A 17,153-nucleotide genomic window follows, 5' to 3' on the forward strand; every position below is an offset into this window, starting at 1 on the left:
GGCTCCCCCTGGGGCAAGGCCGGACGGACGAACTGGGGGCGGACGCGGAGCGTGATCCCCTGCGCCAACTGTACGCCCACAGTCGTATCGATCGTTTGCGATCGATACGGTCAGCCGGTCCGCCGAAACCGCGGACCGGTCATGCGGCGTGAAGAATGGGCACGACGGGGTAAGACCACCTTCGGGAAGCGGAGAGGGTCGTAGTGGGTGCGAGCGAGGAACGGGACGTGTCGGCGCGGCGGCGCTTCGACATGGCGGACGCCGCGCCACTGCTCCTCGACGCCCGGATGACGGTGACCAACTGGACCGCCGCCGCGGAACGGCTGCTGGGGTACCCCGCCGCTGAGGTGCTGGGCCGCCACGCGGCCGACCTCCTCATCCCCGAGGACGCGGCACGGGTCCGGGACCTCACCGAGCGGTGCGACGCGGACCGCGGCTGGTCGGGGCTGCTGTCCGCACGACACCGCGACGGACGGACCCTCCGGCTGATGGTGCGCGTCGTTCCCGCCGAGCACGGCGACGGCCCGGCGCGGTGGGTCGTGCTGCTCGCCGATCTGGGCGACGGGCCCGGCTGGGACATGAGCCGGCAGGTGCTGGAGAGGATGGCCGCGCACTCACCGGTGGGCATCGCGATCGTGGACACGGACCTGCGGTACGTGTGGTCGAACACGGCGCTGGAACAGTTCGGCGGCGGTCCCGCCCGGCAGCGGCTCGGCCGGCGGCTCGCCGAGGTGCAGCCCGGTCTGGACGCCGAGCGGCTGGAGGCACAGATGCTCCGGGCGCTGACGACGGGCGAGCAGGTGGTCGGGTACGAGCACGTCGGCCGGGTCCGCTCCGCGCCGCACCGCCAGTCGGCCCATTCGATGTCGTTCATCCGGCTGGAGGACGATCTCGGTCGTCCCATCGGCGTCTACTACACCGTCGTCGACGTGTCGGAGAGCTACCGCGCCCGTCGGCGGCTCGCTCTGCTGGACCGGGCCGGCGAGTCCATCGGACGCAGCCTGGACGTCGTGCAGACCGCGCAGGAACTGGCCGACGTCGCGGTCCCGGGGCTCGCCGACTTCGTCACGGTCGACCTGCTGGAATCCGTCCTGAAGGGAGCGGAACCCGCACCTGGTCCGCGGGACGACGCGGACGCGCTGCCGCTGCGCCGGGCCGGCCAGCAGTCGGTCCGTGCCGGCGTGCCCGAGACCATGGTGCGGGTCGGTGAGCCGGCCGCGTACCTCGCCGGGTCTCCCCCGGTCCGGTGCCTGGCGGACGGCCTGTCCTGGTCCGAGGAGCGCCTCGACCCGCTGGCCACCGTGTGGTCGGCCCGCTCGCCCGGCGACCGCCCCGCGTCCTTCCTCGACCTCGGGCTGCACAGCGTGATGATCGTGCCCGTCCGCGCCCGCGGCATCACCCTCGGCATCACCACGTTCTTCCGGCGCACCCGCGAGGACCCGTTCGACGAGGACGATCTGAGCCTCGCCGAGGAGTTCGTCGCCCGGGCGGCCCTCTGCATCGACAACGCCCGCCGCTACAGCCGCGAGCGGGACGCGGCCCTCGTGCTCCAGCGCAATCTGCTCCCGCACCGCTTCCCCGAACTGGACGCCGTGCAGGTCGCCGCCTGCTACCGGCCCGCCGACGAACTGACCGGCCTGGCCGGCGACTGGTTCGACGTCATCCCCCTGTCCGGGGCCCGCGTCGCCCTCGTCGTGGGAGAGGTCGCGGGTCACGGCATCGACGGGGCCGCGGCCATGGGACGGTTGCGGGCCGCCGTGCAGACCCTCGCGGATCTCGACCTGACCCCCGAGGAGGTGCTCGCCCATCTCGACGATCTCGTCAGCCGCACCGCACGTGACGAGGGCACCGGCGCCGACACCCGGACCAGCGGGATGCAGGCGCTGGGCGCGAGTTGCCTCTACGTGGTGTATGACCCGGTGAGCGGCGAGTGCGCCATGGCGGGCGCGGGCCATCCGGCGCCGGCGCTCATCTCGCCCGAAGGACATGTGTCGTTCGTCGAGCTTCCCCGCGGCTCCGCGCTCGGCGTGGGCGGACTGCCCTTCGAGTCGGTCGAGTTGGAGCTCGCGGAGGGCACGGTGCTCGCGCTGCACACCGACGGGCTCCTCGCCACCCCCGGCGCGGCACGGGACCAGGAGGCCGGCCGGGAACGGCTGCGCCGCGCCCTGGAGGCGCGCGGGCAACAGCTGGACGATCTGTGCCGCACCATCGTGGACGACCTGGTGCCGACGCGACCGTACGACGACGTGGCGCTGCTGATGGCCCGTACCCGGCGGCTGGGTGCCGGTCAGGTCGCGACCTGGGAGCTGCCCGTCGACCCGGCGGTCGTGGCCGACGCCCGCAAGGCGGCGGCCCAACAGCTGAACGCCTGGGGCCTGGACGAACTGACCTTCACGACCGAACTCGTCGTGAGCGAGCTCGTCACCAACGCCATCCGGCACGCGGCCGGCCCCCTCCGGCTTCGGCTCATCTGCGAACAGGCCCTGATCTGCGAGGTGTCCGACGGTGGCGCCACGGCTCCGCACCTGCGCCACCCGAAGACGACCGACGAGGGTGGCCGGGGGCTGTTCCTGATCTCCCAGTTCACCCAGCGCTGGGGCACCCGTTACACGGACGAGGGAAAGATCATCTGGGCGGAGCAGTCCCTCCGGGCGTCGCAGCTGTAGCACCGCCCGACGGCTTTGCGCGCAGGCCGAGTTGGTGGAACGTTGACCAATTCTCTGGAGATCGCTGAATCACTCATCTATATCGTCGGCCGCATGCCCCCACACCCGCCGAGGACGCCTGCGCTGCCGGTTCTCCCTTACCGCAAACCCACCCGCGACCGGGACTACTGGGTCTTCGACGACGTGCTGCCCGACGTGGACGCGGTCCGGGCCCGGTGCGTCGCGAAGGACGACTGGGTCGAGGGTCATCCGTACACCTCGGAGAGCTGGCCCGGCCTGCGCACCATGCCCGGACTCGAACCCGGCGAACTGACGTGCGTGGAAAGCCTGGTGAGGAAGGCGACCGGCGCCCGGGAACTGTGGCAGCAGTCGACGCCGACGGGGGCCACCCTCAACCACAACTGCATCCAGGTGGTCGGCAAGCACGAGGGCGAGCCGCGCCCGCACACGGACTCCCGTGCGCTGTGCCGTTACGCCGCCGTCCTCTATCTCAATCCGAACGTACCCAAGGACTGCGGGACCAGCTTCTTCCGGCAGAACCTGCCCGGCGGCCGGCTGGGCGGGAACACGGTCGCCGCGCCGCACAACAACCTGGTCGAGGCGCTGGGCACGCGCTTCGTCGCACCGGACTCCTTCGTGGAGGACGTCCGCGTGCCGCACCGGTACAACCGGCTGCTCCTGTACCAAGCCAACCTGATGCACAGCGCCACGGACTACTGCGGCAGCACGATGGAGGACAAGCGGATGACCGCGGTCTTCTTCTGGATGGCGTGATCCGCCGGAAACTCGCGGATGCCGTGCCATGACGGGGACGAGCCCCGGCACCTCGGTACGGACGACGGGTGCCGGGGCTCGTGGACGGGACGCCGACGGCCGGTCTCGACGGGGCGTTGGCCGGTCACCTCGGGGGAGTTGATGACCGGTCACCGCGGACCGGACGCCGGCGCCCCGTCATCGAGGGGCGCTGACGGCGAGCGTCATGAGCGGGCGCCCGTGGAACGGCGACGCCGGGTGGCGACGGTGATCGCGGCACCGGCCGCGAGGACGGCCGCGGCCCCGGCCGCGATCGTCAGGGTGTTGCCGCCGCCGGTCTCGGCGAGGTCGCCCTGCTTCGGCGACGCACCGCCGTTCGGGGTGGCGGCAGGCGGGGTGGTGGACTCGGGGGCGGTGGGGGTCGCGGACGTCTCGGGCGCCGAGGGCGTCTCCGGGCCGGCCGACGTCGCGGGTGCCGACGGCGAGGGGGTGCCCGGCGTCCCCGCGGGCGGCGTGGAGGCCGGCGTCGCGGGGGTGGTCGGCTGCGCCGTGCAGTCCTTCTTGCCGCCGTTCCACGCCATGATCAGCTTGTCCTTGATGACCGCGTGGTCCGGTCCCGCGGGCAGGTCACCGTGCTCGAAGCCGTCCTCGGCGTCGTGCTTGCCGTCGAACTTGACGGCGCCCCGGTAGAGGTCGATCTGCGCGAAGCAGCCGGCGTCGGGCACCGAGATGTCGAGGGAGTCGGTGGCACCCGGCTTGACCGTCACGGAGTCGAAGTCGTGGAAGACCTGCACACCGGAGGTCTTGAAGGTGGCGCCGTGGGTCCGGTAGGCGGCGAGCGAGGCGGTGCAGGTGCCGGCGTCGTCGGCCGTGCGGACCTTGATGTGGACCTTGCCGTCGTCGGTGGGCTTGAGGCTCTCGTCGTCGACGCGGACCGAGTCGTAGAAGTGCGTCCCGTCCAGGGAGAACTGGCAGCGGTCGCTCGCGGTCGCCGTGCCGGCGCCCTGCCCCGGGGCGTAACCGCCCGCGGTCTTGTCCCAGCCGTCCCCGCCCGGCTCGCCCGTCGCCCAGGCTGTGGTGGTGGCCGCGGAGAGGGCGAGCGCCGCCGCGCCCGTTCCCAGCAGGCAGCGCAGGGTGACACGTCTCGCTGTGGACATGCGGATCCCGTCTCGATGGTGCGGTGCCCCGGTCGACGGCAGCGGGCAGCACGAGACAGCCGGGGGCCGCGCCGGGGGTGAGTGGTCGAAGAAACACCGGGCTCATCGGTCACATGGGCCACGGCGCGACCACATAGTCGATCACCGTGGAGAGGCTGTCAACCTCGTTGAACAGACAAGCACTTCATGCGTGATCACATTTCAGCCACATGAGGAGTCACAGGGTCCGCCCCGATTTCGACGGCTCTCCGCCGCCCCTCGCCACCGCACCGCACCATGGAACTCAGTTCCCTCAATAGAGTGCACTGAGTGCCACGCCACGCGGTTCGGTGTTAGTTTCCGTTCATGAACGACGGACCCCGGCGCCGCGAGACCTCCGACGCGACGACCGCGAAGCCGCCCATGCGGGACGCCCTGGTCGCGGCGGCCTTCCAGCTCTTCCTGGAGCGCGGCTACGAACAGACCACGATCGACGACATCGTGACACTCGCCGGCGTCGGCCGCCGCTCGTTCTTCCGCTACTTCCCCTCCAAGGAGGACGTGGTCTTCCCGGACCACGAACGCTGCCTGGCGGACATGAGGGCGTTCCTCGACGACACCCCCGACGCGGACGAGGACCCGGTGCAGCGGGTGTGCGACGCGGCCCGGCTGGTCCTGCGCATGTACGCCGAGAACCCGACGTTCTCCGTCCAGCGCTACCGCCTCACCAAAGAGGTCCCGGGCCTGCGCGCGTACGAGCTGTCGGTCGTCCGGCGATACGAGCGGGCCCTGGCCGAGTACCTGCGCGGGCGCCTGGCCGCCCGGCGCGACGGCACCCTGCGGGCCGAGGTCGTCGCCGCGGCCGTGGTCGCCGCGCACAACAACGGCCTGCGGTCCTGGCTGCGTTCGGACGCACAGGGAGACGCGACCGCGGCGGTCGACCACGCGCTCGGGTACGTACGAGCGACGTTCGGCGACTCGCACGAGTCCCCCCGTGGCGGCCCGAGGGCGAAGGAGTGCGACGACGTGGTGGTCGTGGTCTCCCGGCGCGACGCCCCGCTGTGGCGTGTGGTCCAGGAGATCGAGTCCACGCTCGGCCGGGACTGACTGTCGGAGGGCCGGGCCCCGGTCCGGCACATTGAGGGTACCGAGTGCCTTTACCTGTGACACTCAGTGCCATACTCTGTGGTCGTGCACGGTGAACCGGGCACCTCAGATTCCGGCCGAGCGCAGGGAGATGACATCGTGTACCAGCCAGGAATCGCCCTTCATCCGGGGCCCGTTCCCGCGACGGACGTGCTCGGGACCGCCCGCGACGAGCAGCCCGGGGACGTCCTCCTCTTCCAGCGCTGCCATTGGTGCGGCACGGCGATGTACCAACGCCTCCTCTGCCCCGTCTGCCAGGGCAGCGACCTGCGGACGGAGTCGAGCACGGGATCGGGCATCGTGCGTCATTCCAGCGTGATCCACCGCAACACCCCCGCCGCCCGCAATGTCTCCCTCATCGAGATGACGGAGGGGTTCACCGTCCGGGGACGGGTCATGGGGTCGCCCGCCACCATCCACAGCGGCGACCGCGTACAACTCTCCACCGCCCAGGACCCGGTACGCAGGCAGCCGGTCTTCCAGCTCGTCGACGGCCCCTACGGCGGCTGGGGCTGAGGGCCGGTCGGTCCGGCCGTCCTTGCCCACCGGGCGGACCCGAGAGCGTGATCGGCCGCGTCGGCAGACGGCCCCGCAGAGCGCGATCGGCCCCCGTGGGCCGGCCGGGGCGCAGTCCGCGCCCGGTCCGGCCGACCCACGGGTGCGCCCTCAGTTGTAGGTGATGTCGGACGTCGCGTACTTGCAGTACGTGCCGTCCGGGCCACTGCCGGTCTCCTTGGGCTCCGCACCGGTGTTGTTGCCCGTGTAGCGGACGCACGGCTTGATCTTCTTGCTGCTGTCGCCGTGGATGCGGATCTTGCTCAGCGTGGCCGTGTCGCCGTAGTTGGTGTTGATGCCGACGATCGACTTTCCGGGCGCCGTGACATCCACGTCGCTGACCACGATGGTGCGCTTGTACTGCGTCGAGCAGTTGCCGCAACTCCGCACCAGCTTGCCGAAGTCGGACACCTGGAAGCCGGTCACGGTGAGCTTTCCGGCACCGTTGAACTGGAACACCTTGTCCGAGGCGGACTTCGCGCCGCCGCCGGTGACGGTGTACGTGGCGGACGACGACTTGCCCTTGAACGAGGCCGCATCCTCGCCGACGTCCTCCCACCACACGTTCTGCAGGGTGCAACTGCCCGCGCAGTGGATACCGTCGGCGCCCGGAGCTCCGATGACGACGTTCTTGAGGACGGCGCCGTCCGCCAGGTCGAACAGGGGGTCCTGGTCCTCGGACTGGCCGCCGTCACCGAGGTCGCCGCTGCCGTAGAAGCGCTGGAGCTTGCCGTCGTAGGTGCCGGAGACCGAGATGGTCGAGCTGACGGGCACGCTGGCGGTGGGCGTCGGCCAGGCCGCGGCCGCGTCGGCGGTGCCGGCCAGCCCGCTCGCCAGGAACGTGGTGGAGGTGAGGCCGAGTGCGGCCAGGGTGCCGATGAGTGCGCGCCGACGGGCGCGCGGACGTACCGAGGGAGTCATGTCCCGATTCCTTCTTCCGGGTGTGGGGTCAGAGCTTTCCGGTTCCGGCGCCCGAGGTGACCGACGCGACGACGGTCGAGACGGGCTCGGCGGTGTAGCTGTAGGGCGGGGTGGTGAAGGTGCCCACCCGTGAGATCTCGGCGGCGGCTCCGCCGAGGTCGTTGCCGGTGAGGTTGGCGTAGCCGTCCTCACCGCTGTCCCGGCAGGCGGGATCGACGTCGTGGGGGGCGAGTACGCATGCGGGTGTGTCCCTTCAGGAATGCTGGGTCATACCTGTGAACCATGCGCCAGTTTCTGAACGTGACGCGGCGCGTGACACGCCCGTACGGGACTCGCTGGAGGTCAGGTGCGCCGACTTGCGCAGGTGGTGCGGCTCAGAGATCTGACATCTCGCATACGAGATGTCACACGCGGGTCACGCTGCTGAACGGGAACGTATGGGGTAAGCGCTTTCTAGTCAACGCCTCGCGCAGCACACTTCCGGCCAACTCCCGCACCGCGCAGACCCGTTCAGACACCACCGAACCGAGACGTGGATGTCATATACCTGTCAATCCCAGGACCGGTCGGCAGCGACTGTCGCTGCGGCGGGGGCCGGGTCGCCGTGCGAACGGCAACAGGCGCGGGGCCCGGCGAACTGCCGGACCCCGCGCCTGTGAAGGTCAGGACGCCGGGGTGATGCGAATGCCGATCGTGCCGGTCTCGCCGCGGCGCAGCCGGCTGCCGAAGAGGGTGAGACGGCCGACGACACCGTACTTGCGGGCGATCAACTGCCGGTAACGGGCGGTCGCCTCGGCGTCGACGATCTCGGCCGTGGCGGGCACCTGGTCGCCGGTCGGCCTGCCGCGCGCGTCGCAGGGGCCGACCAGGACGTCGCCCCGGTTGCGGATCCGCTTCACCTTCCAGGAGTCCGCGGCGGTCCACGCGCCGAGTGCCGTGCCGTCGCGCACCACCCATACGGGCGTCGCGACACCGGTCCCGTTCTTGCGGTAGCTGGTGATCAGCAGGTACTTGCCCGAACCGAGCTTGTCCAGCGAGGCCTCGTCCATGGGCGGCAGTCTATGCCGCCGTCACCGGGCGGCGCCCTGCGCGCGCGAACCGCCCGGACCGCGGCGGCCGCCCCTCCTGCCGCCGGGTCAGGACAACTGACCGTCGTAGTCGGGGAGCTTGAACGTGCGCTCGGCGTGGCCGCCGACGAGGTCGGTGGTGTTGTTGCCGACGTTGGCGATGATCGTGTACCCGAGGGCCTCGATCTGCGCCCGCTTGCCGGTCTTGTAGGCGCTCACCTCGTCGAAGAGGTCCGGAAGATCACGGACGTACAGGCCGGAGACCGGGTAGCCGACCGCCTTCAGGTTCCACTTCGTCTCGCTCGCGATGATGCCGGGGCGCGCGGTGACGAAGAAGATGTCGACGCCCCGTGAGCGCGCGTAGCGGGCGAGTTCCAGCGAGGGCGCGACCGCCGGGGTGGGCAGCTGGTACCAGGGGTGGAAGTCGGTCTCCAGCGTGGTGTTGTCGATGTCGAAGACGATCGCGAGCTTCTGCCCGTCGGCGTGCGCGGTGCGCTGTTCGACGTACGGCACGGCCTGGTCGATGACGGCGCGGACGTCGCGCTGCCAGGTGGCGTAGTCGACCGATGCCGTCGCGGCCGCCGCCGTGCTCGCCGTCACCCGGGCCGGCGCCGCGGTGGCCGATCCGGCCGCGGTGACGGTTCCGCCGATGCCCAGTGCCACGACCGCCGAGACCGCGACCGTCCTGCGCCCCACGCCACGTCCTGCCATGCCCGTCCCCTGACTCGTGTCGGAGCGGCGGGGGTACCGGGACCCCCGCTCCGCTCGTGTCGGAACAGCGGGAGACCGCTGTCGCCCGCCGCTGGTGCCGCGGCGACGGGGCACTGCCCCGTCGCCGCGGCAGTGATGATCGTGCCTGAGGATGTACGAAGGGGGAAGCGTCAGTTACTGATCGGTAGAGATTCGCGTGTACTGATCGGTAGAGATTCGCGTGCGTCTCCTCCTCTCCCGGAGATCGCCGCCTCTCCCCCACGGATCGTCTTCCCCGCCCTCACCGCCAGCCCCTGCTGCCCCACCGGCCCCGTGCGACGCGGGGTGGCATGTGCGGCCGCCTCGTGTGAGCCTGGGCTCGCGGTGTCCCCACAGGGAGAGAGGCGCTCGGATGGACGCACCGAACATCGTCGTCGTCGGCGGGGGTTTCGCCGGTGTCGAGGCCGCGCGGGGGCTGGAGCGGTCGCTCGCCCCCGGTGACGCCCGGATCACACTCGTCAGCCCGACCGACTACCAGCTCTATCTGCCCCTGCTCCCGCATGTCGCGGCCGGTGTCGTCACCCCGCAGTCCGTGGCGCCCTCGCTGCGCCGGATCCTGCGCCGCACCGAGCTCCTGCCGGGCAGCGTGATCGGCGTCGACCCCGAGGCCAAGGTGTGCGTCGTCCGCAAGATCACCGGCGAGCTGGTCGACGTGTCGTACGACTACCTGCTCCTGACCCCCGGCAGTGTGACGCGCACCTTCGACATCCCGGGCCTTCTGGACGAGGCGCGCGGGATGAAGACACTCGCCCAGGCAGTGTGCCTGCGCGACCACGTCATCGGCCAACTCGACCTGGCTGCGGCCACGTCGGACGAGGCCGAGCGGACCGCACGGCTTCAGTTCGTGGTGGTCGGAGGCGGTTACGCGGGCACCGAGACCGCGGCCTGTCTGCAACGCCTCACGACCGCCGCGGCCAAGCGCTACCACCCGCGTCTCGACCCGGGCCTCATCCAGTGGCATCTGGTCGACGTCGCACCCAAGCTGCTGCCCGAGCTCGGCGACCGGCTGGGTGCCAGTGCGCTGCGCATGCTGAGCGAGCGCGGGGTGCGCATCTCGCTGAAGACGTCCGTCGCCTCCGTCACCGAGGACAAGGTCACCCTGACCGACGGCCGGGTGCTGCCCTCGCGCACGCTGGTGTGGACGGCCGGTGTCGCCGCGAGCCCCCTGGTCGACTCGCTGGGCGCGGAGACCGTGCGCGGCCGGATCCTCGCCGGACCCGACTTCAAGGTGCCGGGGCTGGACGGGGTGCTCGCGCTGGGCGACGCGGCGGCCGTGCCCGACCTCGCCAAGGGTGACGGCTCGTACTGCGTGCCGACCGCCCAGCACGCCGCACGGCAGGGCCGGCACGCGGCGAGGAACGTCACGGCGCTGCTGCGCGGGCAGCCGACGACGCCGTACCGGCACAAGGACCTCGGGCTCGTCGTCGACCTCGGCGGCCACGACGCGGTGTCCAAGCCGCTCGGCATCGACCTGAAGGGCGTGGCCGCGCAGGTCGTGGCCCGCGGGTACCACCTGTACGCCCTGCGCACCGGCACCGCCCGGTTCCGGACCGGGGCGAACTGGCTGCTCAACGCGGTCGCGGGCGACGACTTCGTGCGCACCGGGTTCCTCGACGACCGTGAGGGCACGCTGCGGGACTTCGAGCACACGGACATGTATCTGACGCGGGAGGAAGTGACCGCCCGCGTCCGCGGCTAGCGCCCGTTCGTGTCCTGGAGGAGGTCGAGGAACCGGCGGCCGAAGAGGTAGGCGTCCCCCGGCCAGCGGGCCGAGAGATAGTGGCCGTCCCGGACGACGAAGGCGTGCGTGTCGTCGCCCGCGGTCCCGCGCCGTGTCAGTGTGCGCGGGCCGCGCGCGAACTGGGTGCCGGGGTCGGTGAGCGCCGACCTGACCTCGTCCTCCACGTAGGCGGGGTAGGTGCGGTAGTAGCGGCCGAGCCGCCAGGCGGTGGTGAAGTAGGCCGTCCGTTCCATGTACTTGGGCAGGCAGGTCGTGCGGTGGTCGGCCAGGACGCTGCGTCCGGTGGCGGGATCCTGGGCGCGGGCGAGCACGAGGACGCCGTGACAGATCGCGCCGACGGGGCGCCGCAGCGCCCAGAAGTCGGCGATCCGCCGCTGGAGCACGGCCGAGCCCAGGTACTGGCGCATGCCGGGCGCGTGGCCGCCGGGCAGGATCAGACCGTCGTACTCCGCCACGTCCAGGTCCGCCCAGGACACGGTGCGGCGGAACTCGGGCGCCTCGGTGAGCTGTCGGTAGTACGTCCGCGGTTCCCGTTCGGCGCCGAGCTGCCCGAACAGCACACCGGTGAGCAGTCGCGGGTCGGCCGCGGGACGGGTGCCCGCATGCTCCGTCGCGAGGACGACTTCGTGTCCCGCCTCGGTCAGCAGCCGCCAGGGCACGGCGACTTCGGTGACGTCGAAGTCGTGGTCGGGGACCGGCATCAGCACGCGCATGGGCCTCATCATGGCAGCGCGGCACCCAGTGTGGTGTGCAGGGCGGCGGCGGTGCGACGGGGTCGGGCCGGCGAGGGCCGGTCCGGGCGGCGTCCCGCCCGGGGTGCGCGCCGTGGTGAACACGCGGGCGTGGCCGCACGTATGAGGGGAGGGCTCTCGACCGGGGCCCTCGGCGGCGATGACGCCGTGCCGTTCGGCTTCGGGAGCCCATGGATGAGGCACGCACGACGACGGATCGTCCGACGAGGGGCGCGACTCGCGGCCGTCGGCGGGCTGCTCTGCGGAGGGCTGATGGTGACGCAAGCGATGGCGAGCGAACCCTCCGACACGTCGCGTGCCGCGGGAAGCCGGGCCCAGGCTGCCGTGGACACGGGCACCGCACTGGTGTCACGGCTCGGCACCTCGCGCACCGCGGGCAACTGGATCGGCTCCGACGGCAGGCCCGTCGTCGCGGTGACCGACCCGGGGGCCGCCGCCGAGGTCACGGAGGCGGGCGCCCGCGCGAAGCTCGTACGGCACAGCATGCAGGACCTCAAGTCGGCTACGCAGAGGCTAAGTTCGGCGCCGCGGGTGGTGGGCACGGCGTGGGCCGTGGACTACACGACGAACGAGGTGGTGGTGCGGGCCGACAGCACGGTCTCCTCCTCCGACTGGTCGCGCATGACGAAGGTGGCGAACGGGATCGGGGACGCCGTCCGCATGCAGCGCACCCAGGGCGCGTTCACCACCCGGCTCAACGGCGCGCAGCCCATGTTCTCGACCGGCGGGCGCTGTTCGGCCGGCTTCAACGTGACCAACGGGCGCACCGAGTTCATCCTGACGGCGGGTCACTGCGGTCCGGCCGGATCCGAATGGTTCGCCGACAACTCCGGCCGGCAACAGCTCGGACGCACCGTCACCACGGCGTTCCCCGGGAGCGACTTCTCGCTCGTGCAGTACGACGACGGGCAACAGACCTCGGCGGGAGCCAATGTCGTCGCCATCGGCGGGGGCAACGGCGTGCGCATCACGGGTACCGCCGATCCGGCCGTCGGGCAACGGGTGTTCCGCAGCGGCAGCACCAGCGGGCTGCACGACGGGAAGGTGACCGCGCTCAACGCGACGGTCAACTACCCCGAGGGCACGGTCACCGGGCTGGTCGAGACGACGGTGTGCGCCGAACCGGGCGACAGCGGCGGCCCGTTGTTCTCCGAGGGCATCGCGCTCGGTGTGACCTCGGGCGGCAACGGGGACTGCCGGACCGGCGGTACGACGTTCTTCCAGCCGGTCAACAAGGCACTGACGGCGCTGGGGGTGCGGCTCGCGGGGCAGTCCCAGGCGTCGTCCGGCGCCGTAGCGTCTCCCTCACCGGCGGGTTCGACGGCGGCTTCCGGCGCGCAGGGCTCGGCCGCCTCGCCGGGTTCGGCCGCACCGGGCGCCGTGGAGCCGGTGGGGGGTGCCGCCGAGAACGCCGAGACGCTGGTGTCGCGTCTGACCGATCCGAAGAATGTCGGGCCGGGACTGCTGGTCATCGCGGGCAGTCTCGTTGCGCTGGTGGCGACGCGGTTCATCCGCACGGAACAGGACCGCAAGGCCTATCGGCGGCAGTACGCGCAGAGTTGGGGATGAGGCCCGAGGCGGTGGCTCCCCGCTGACTTCGGGGAGCCCCGTGCCGGGACATGAACCGTCAGGCCGCCCGGGTGGGCGACGGCGGGGCGGCTTCCGCCCATTCGAGGACGAGCCGCTGGTACTCCCGCCGCTCCTCCATGCTCAACGTCCCGCCCGCCCGGAACCAGAGGGCCCGGATCTCCTCGTTGACCTCGGCGGCGGAGCGCCGAGTGTCGGCATCAGGAGTGGTGGACATGGTGTGAAGCATACGGTCCTCGACGTGAAGACGTTGTGAGTAAAGGTACAGCGGACGACATTACGGACCGTGAAGCTCATCACTCATGTGCCGGGCTTGCGGCCGTACACGAACACGTCGTCGCCGTTCTTCAGCAGCGACCAGTACTTCTTGGCCGTGGTCGTGGTCATGTTGACGCAGCCGTGCGAGCCCGGCGGGTTCCACATGCTGAGGCCGACCGAGTGGAAGGCCTGCCCGCCGTCGAAGAACTGGCTGTACGGCATCGGCACGTTGTAGATGCTGGAGACGTGGTCGATGTCCCGCCAGTAGATCTTCTTCAGGCCGGTGCGGGTCTCGTACCCGTCGCGGCCGGTGCGCACCGGCACCGGCCCGTAGACCAGTCGGTCGCCGTCCTGGATCCAGCTGAGCTGGAGCGTCAGGTTCACACAGGCGATGCGCCCCTTGTTGACCGGGCACTTGCCGTCCTTGTTGGGGTTGCTCCCCACGGCCTTCTGCTTGTTCATGAGGTCCATCACGCCCCAGGTGACGGGCCCCGCGTAGCCGATGTTCGGGGTGATGCCGTGCTTGTTCTGGAAGGCCTGGATGGCCTTGCAGTCGGTGGTCGACTGCCGGCCGTCGACCGGCCGGCCGAGGAACTTCTCCACCTGCTTCTGGTACGGGCCCGTCTGCGTGGTGCAGCTCGCGGCCTGCGCGGGCGCGGCGCCCAGCGCGAGCGTCAGCGGCGCGACCAGTCCGGTGATCCCGAGCGCGACGGCGCCCCGTCTGCGTATGTCCCCCATGGCGGGCCTTCCCTTTCCTGTTCTCACGTGTCTTCCGCCTGCTAGACCCTCATCGGGGGGCGTACGTTGTGCGGCCGGCCGGACCGGGACCAAACGGTGACATTTCCAGGTGCCGCCCCGGCCCGTCGGAGGCGGCGTGCGCGTGCGGAACGTCACACGGCACACGGCACACGGCACACGGCACACGGAGCCGGAACGTGAATCCGCGTCACCGCGTCACCGCGTCACCGCGTCACCCCGTCAGCAGCCGCACCGCCCGGGTGAGCACGTCCGGTGTCGCCGTGAACGGCAGCCGCAGGTGGTGTGCCAGGGTGGCGCGGTCCGCGGCGAACTGCGGCCCGGGCGACACCGCCAGCCCTCGTCGCGCGGCCCGCGCCGCGAGCTCAGTGGCCAGGGTGTCGGGGCCGAGGTGCAGCCAGAGCGACAGCCCGCCGTCCGGCACCGTGCACGACCAGCCCGTCTTGGTGAGGAGTTCCGCGAGACGGTCGCGCTGGGTGCGCAGGCGGGCGCGCCGGTCGGCGAGCACCGCGGCGAGGCCGTCGGTGTCGCCCAGCAGCTCGGTGGCGATCAGCTGCTCCAGGGGCGGCGGCGACAGCTGGGCCTGGAGCGGGTTGCGCACGAGTTCGGCGACGAGTGCCGCGCGCGCCCTGATCCAGCCGACCCGCAATCCGCTCCACAGCACCTTGCTCGTCGAACCGATCTGGATAGCCGTCGCGCCGCCGAGGTGCGGCTCCGGCCGCGGCGGCGTCCGCAGATCCAGGTCGCGCATGGTCTCGTCGACGACGACCGTCAGGGCGTGCCGCTCGGCGAGGGCGGCGATCTCCCCGCGGGTGTGTGCGGCCATGTGCGCGCCGGTGGGGTTGTGGAAGTCCGGGATCAGGTAGGCGAGCAGGGGGCCGCGGTCGCGTACGGTCCGCGCCAGCCGCGCGACGTCCCAGCCGTGCGCGGTCGTCACCGGCACGGGCAGCAGCCGTGCGCGGCGCCGGCGGAGGATCGCGAGCGCCCCCGGGTACGTGGGGCTCTCCACCAGGACCGGGGACCTGCGGTCGGTGTGCAGGTGGTCGGTGAGCAGGGTCAGCGCGGCCTGGGCTCCGGAGGTGACGAGGATCTGCTCGGGGCGGGTGGTCAGTCCGGAGCGGGTGTACCGCTCGGCGAGGAGTTCGCGCAGCCGGGGCAGGCCCGAGGTCGCCACGCCCGAGTCGACGAGCAGGGCCGCGCTGCGCTCGACGGCGCGGCCCAGCGCGGCGAGGTAGGCCTCGTGGGGTGCCGCCGTGACGGCCAGCGTCAGATCGAGGTCGATGTCGCCCGCGCCGCCCCGGTCCAGGGACCACGGGGTGGTCCGTTCGGTGAGGTGTGCGGGGAGGCGGACGACGCTGCCGCTGCCGTGCCGGGTGTGCAGCCAGCCGTCGTCCCGCAGCAGTGCGAGGGCGGCGACGACGGTGCCCCGGCTGACGTCCAGCGTGCGGGCCAGTTCCCGCTCGGACGGCAGTCGGGTCCCTGCGGGCAGCCGGCCGTCGATCACCGCCTCGCGGACGGCCGCGGACAGCGAGCCGGCGAGGGGGCCCCGCCTGTCGCGCCACCTGCCGAGCGTCGCCGCGAAACCCGTGTCCATCGGTCCAGTTTTCCCCAAGTGGACCAGGACCTGCCGCCCGGGTCCTGCCTACGCTGCCGTCATGCACCGCACTCTCGCCGACGATCTCCAGCGGCTTCCCGACCTCCTCCAGTCCGCCCGCGACTTCGCCGCGCGGGAAGTGGGCGGACTCGCCGAACGTCCTGTCGCCCGCATCGACGCGGCACCCGCACGTGCGCCGCTTCCCGAGGTGGGAGTGGGCGCCGAAGGGGCGCTGACCCGGTTCGCGGACCGCTGGTCCGCGGGCTTCTCCGGCTCCGCGGGCCCGCGTTACCTCGGCTTCGTGACCGGTGGCGCCACCCCCGCCGCCCTGACCGGGGACTGGCTGACGGCCGCCTACGACCAGAACGCGTCGGGCGGCGGTGACTCGTCGGCGACCGCACTGGAACGCGAGACGCTGAGCTGGCTGCGCGAGCTGTTCGGGCTGGGCGAGGACCACACCGCAGCCTTCGTGAGCGGGGCTACGGCCTCCAACACGGTCGGGCTGGCCATCGCGCGGGAATGGCTCGGCGAACGTCTCGGGGTGTCCGTCTCGCGCGAGGGCGTCGGCGCGCTCGGTCCGGTCGAGGTGCTGTCGGGCAGCCCGCACTCCAGCATCGGCAAGGCGCTCTCCGTGCTGGGCATCGGACGGGACCGGCTGCGTGCCGTGCCGGTGCTGCCGGGCAACCGCGAGGCCGTCGACGTCGACCGGCTCGCCGACGCCCTCGACGCCCTCGGCGGGCGCCCCGCCGTCGTGGTGGCGAACGCGGGGACCGTCAACACCGTCGACTTCGACGACCTGCGGGCGATCGCCGCGCTCAGGGAGCGGTACGACTTCTGGCTGCACGTGGACGCGGCGTTCGGCGGTTTCGCCGCCCTGTCGCCGACGTACGCCTCCCTGGTCGACGGGCTCGACACGGCCGACTCCGTCTGCGTCGATCTGCACAAGTGGCTGAACGTCCCCTACGACGCGGCCGTCCAGTTCACGCGCCGGCAGGACCTCCAGGTCCGGGTCTTCCACAACGCGTCGCCGTACCTCGGACCGCCCACCGGTGACCCGGACTTCCTGCACCTCACACCGGAGAACTCCCGTCGGCTGCGCGCCCTGCCCGCGTGGTTCTCGCTCACGGCGTACGGACGCGAGGGGCATCGCGAGATCGTCGAACGCAACGTCGCGCTCGCCGGGCGGCTGGGCGAGGGGATCGCGCAGATCCCCCAGCTGCGGCTCCTGGCTCCGGTCCGGCTCAACGTCGTCTGCTTCACGCCGGCCGACGACCCCTCCGAGGAGCGGGTCCGCGCGCTGGCGAAGGCGGTCGCCGCCTCCGGCGAGGCCTTCGTGACTCCGACGTCGTACGCCGGAACGCCCGCGCTGCGCGCGGCGTTCAGCAACTGGCGCACCACCGAGGGCGACGTCGACCGGGTGCTCGCCGCCCTGCGCCGCCACGGCGCGGGCCTCGGGCCGCGGGGCGACTGA

The 17,153-nt window shown here is 71.8% G+C and carries 15 protein-coding genes and 1 pseudogene; 7 read left to right on the plus strand and 9 right to left on the minus strand.

Features of this window, described 5'->3' with window-relative positions; all coding sequences use genetic code 11:
• Positions 1-203 precede the first annotated feature (203 nt).
• The gene (locus ABEB03_RS22720) at positions 204-2,666 is read left to right on the plus strand and encodes a SpoIIE family protein phosphatase (RefSeq protein WP_345652278.1); all 2,463 of its coding nucleotides are present in this window, start codon (positions 204-206) and stop codon (positions 2,664-2,666) included.
• A gap of 93 nt (positions 2,667-2,759) precedes the next feature.
• Positions 2,760-3,440 (plus strand): DUF6445 family protein, encoded by a 681-nt coding sequence (locus tag ABEB03_RS22725; RefSeq protein ID WP_345652281.1) that lies wholly within the window; start codon positions 2,760-2,762, stop codon positions 3,438-3,440.
• Between the two features lie 203 nt (positions 3,441-3,643).
• Here the strand turns inward: ABEB03_RS22725 and ABEB03_RS22730 are convergent, their stop codons facing one another.
• A complete protein-coding gene (locus ABEB03_RS22730; protein WP_345652283.1) occupies positions 3,644-4,576 on the minus strand; it encodes a dihydrolipoyllysine-residue succinyltransferase component of 2-oxoglutarate dehydrogenase complex in 933 nt (310 codons plus the stop codon).
• A 402-nt stretch (positions 4,577-4,978) separates the two neighbouring features.
• Between ABEB03_RS22730 and ABEB03_RS22735 the strand changes: the two genes are divergently transcribed.
• Positions 4,979-5,662 (plus strand): TetR family transcriptional regulator, encoded by a 684-nt coding sequence (locus ABEB03_RS22735; protein WP_345652704.1) that lies wholly within the window; start codon positions 4,979-4,981, stop codon positions 5,660-5,662.
• A gap of 189 nt (positions 5,663-5,851) precedes the next feature.
• The gene (locus ABEB03_RS22740) at positions 5,852-6,217 is read left to right on the plus strand and encodes a Zn-ribbon domain-containing OB-fold protein (RefSeq protein WP_345652707.1); all 366 of its coding nucleotides are present in this window, start codon (positions 5,852-5,854) and stop codon (positions 6,215-6,217) included.
• 150 nt (positions 6,218-6,367) lie between these two features.
• Here ABEB03_RS22740 and ABEB03_RS22745 read toward each other — a convergent pair whose 3' ends face one another.
• The 4 genes and pseudogenes from ABEB03_RS22745 to ABEB03_RS22760 form a co-directional block, all read right to left on the minus strand.
• Entirely contained in the window at positions 6,368-7,177 is an 810-nt protein-coding gene (locus ABEB03_RS22745) for a pectate lyase (protein ID WP_345652286.1), read from the minus strand.
• 28 nt (positions 7,178-7,205) lie between these two features.
• Positions 7,206-7,379 (minus strand): annotated as a pseudogene (locus tag ABEB03_RS22750) (pectate lyase); the annotation flags it as partial.
• 460 nt (positions 7,380-7,839) lie between these two features.
• The gene (locus ABEB03_RS22755) at positions 7,840-8,226 is read right to left on the minus strand and encodes a PPOX class F420-dependent oxidoreductase (RefSeq protein ID WP_095932059.1); all 387 of its coding nucleotides are present in this window, start codon (positions 8,224-8,226) and stop codon (positions 7,840-7,842) included.
• An 87-nt stretch (positions 8,227-8,313) separates the two neighbouring features.
• Positions 8,314-8,955 carry an HAD family acid phosphatase gene (locus ABEB03_RS22760; protein WP_345652290.1) on the minus strand — a complete coding sequence of 214 codons (642 nt, stop codon included), beginning with the start codon at positions 8,953-8,955 and terminating at the stop codon, positions 8,314-8,316.
• A 391-nt stretch (positions 8,956-9,346) separates the two neighbouring features.
• Here ABEB03_RS22760 and ABEB03_RS22765 point away from each other — a divergent pair, with 391 nt between their 5' ends.
• Positions 9,347-10,693, plus strand: a complete 1,347-nt coding sequence (locus tag ABEB03_RS22765) for an NAD(P)/FAD-dependent oxidoreductase (protein WP_345652292.1) — start codon at positions 9,347-9,349, stop codon at positions 10,691-10,693.
• On the opposite strand, the gene ABEB03_RS22770 is transcribed toward ABEB03_RS22765, so the two are convergent.
• Positions 10,690-11,448 carry a type 1 glutamine amidotransferase domain-containing protein gene (locus ABEB03_RS22770; protein ID WP_345652294.1) on the minus strand — a complete coding sequence of 253 codons (759 nt, stop codon included), beginning with the start codon at positions 11,446-11,448 and terminating at the stop codon, positions 10,690-10,692. The genes ABEB03_RS22765 and ABEB03_RS22770 overlap by 4 nt on opposite strands.
• 213 nt (positions 11,449-11,661) lie before the next feature.
• Between ABEB03_RS22770 and ABEB03_RS22775 the strand changes: the two genes are divergently transcribed.
• The gene (locus ABEB03_RS22775) at positions 11,662-13,056 is read left to right on the plus strand and encodes a S1 family peptidase (RefSeq protein ID WP_345652297.1); all 1,395 of its coding nucleotides are present in this window, start codon (positions 11,662-11,664) and stop codon (positions 13,054-13,056) included.
• Positions 13,057-13,114: 58 nt separating this feature from the next.
• Here ABEB03_RS22775 and ABEB03_RS22780 read toward each other — a convergent pair whose 3' ends face one another.
• The 3 genes from ABEB03_RS22780 to ABEB03_RS22790 form a co-directional block, all read right to left on the minus strand.
• A complete protein-coding gene (locus tag ABEB03_RS22780; protein WP_095938253.1) occupies positions 13,115-13,303 on the minus strand; it encodes a hypothetical protein in 189 nt (62 codons plus the stop codon).
• Positions 13,304-13,374: 71 nt separating this feature from the next.
• A complete protein-coding gene (locus ABEB03_RS22785; protein WP_028804192.1) occupies positions 13,375-14,070 on the minus strand; it encodes a L,D-transpeptidase family protein in 696 nt (231 codons plus the stop codon).
• A 232-nt stretch (positions 14,071-14,302) separates the two neighbouring features.
• A complete protein-coding gene (locus ABEB03_RS22790) occupies positions 14,303-15,682 on the minus strand; it encodes an aminotransferase-like domain-containing protein (protein WP_345652307.1) in 1,380 nt (459 codons plus the stop codon).
• Between the two features lie 61 nt (positions 15,683-15,743).
• On the opposite strand from ABEB03_RS22790, the gene ABEB03_RS22795 reads away from it, so the two are divergent.
• Positions 15,744-17,153 carry a pyridoxal phosphate-dependent decarboxylase family protein gene (locus ABEB03_RS22795; protein WP_345652310.1) on the plus strand — a complete coding sequence of 470 codons (1,410 nt, stop codon included), beginning with the start codon at positions 15,744-15,746 and terminating at the stop codon, positions 17,151-17,153.

The organism is Streptomyces siamensis, from assembly GCF_039543605.1.
Lineage (GTDB): Bacteria > Actinomycetota > Actinomycetes > Streptomycetales > Streptomycetaceae > Streptomyces > Streptomyces siamensis.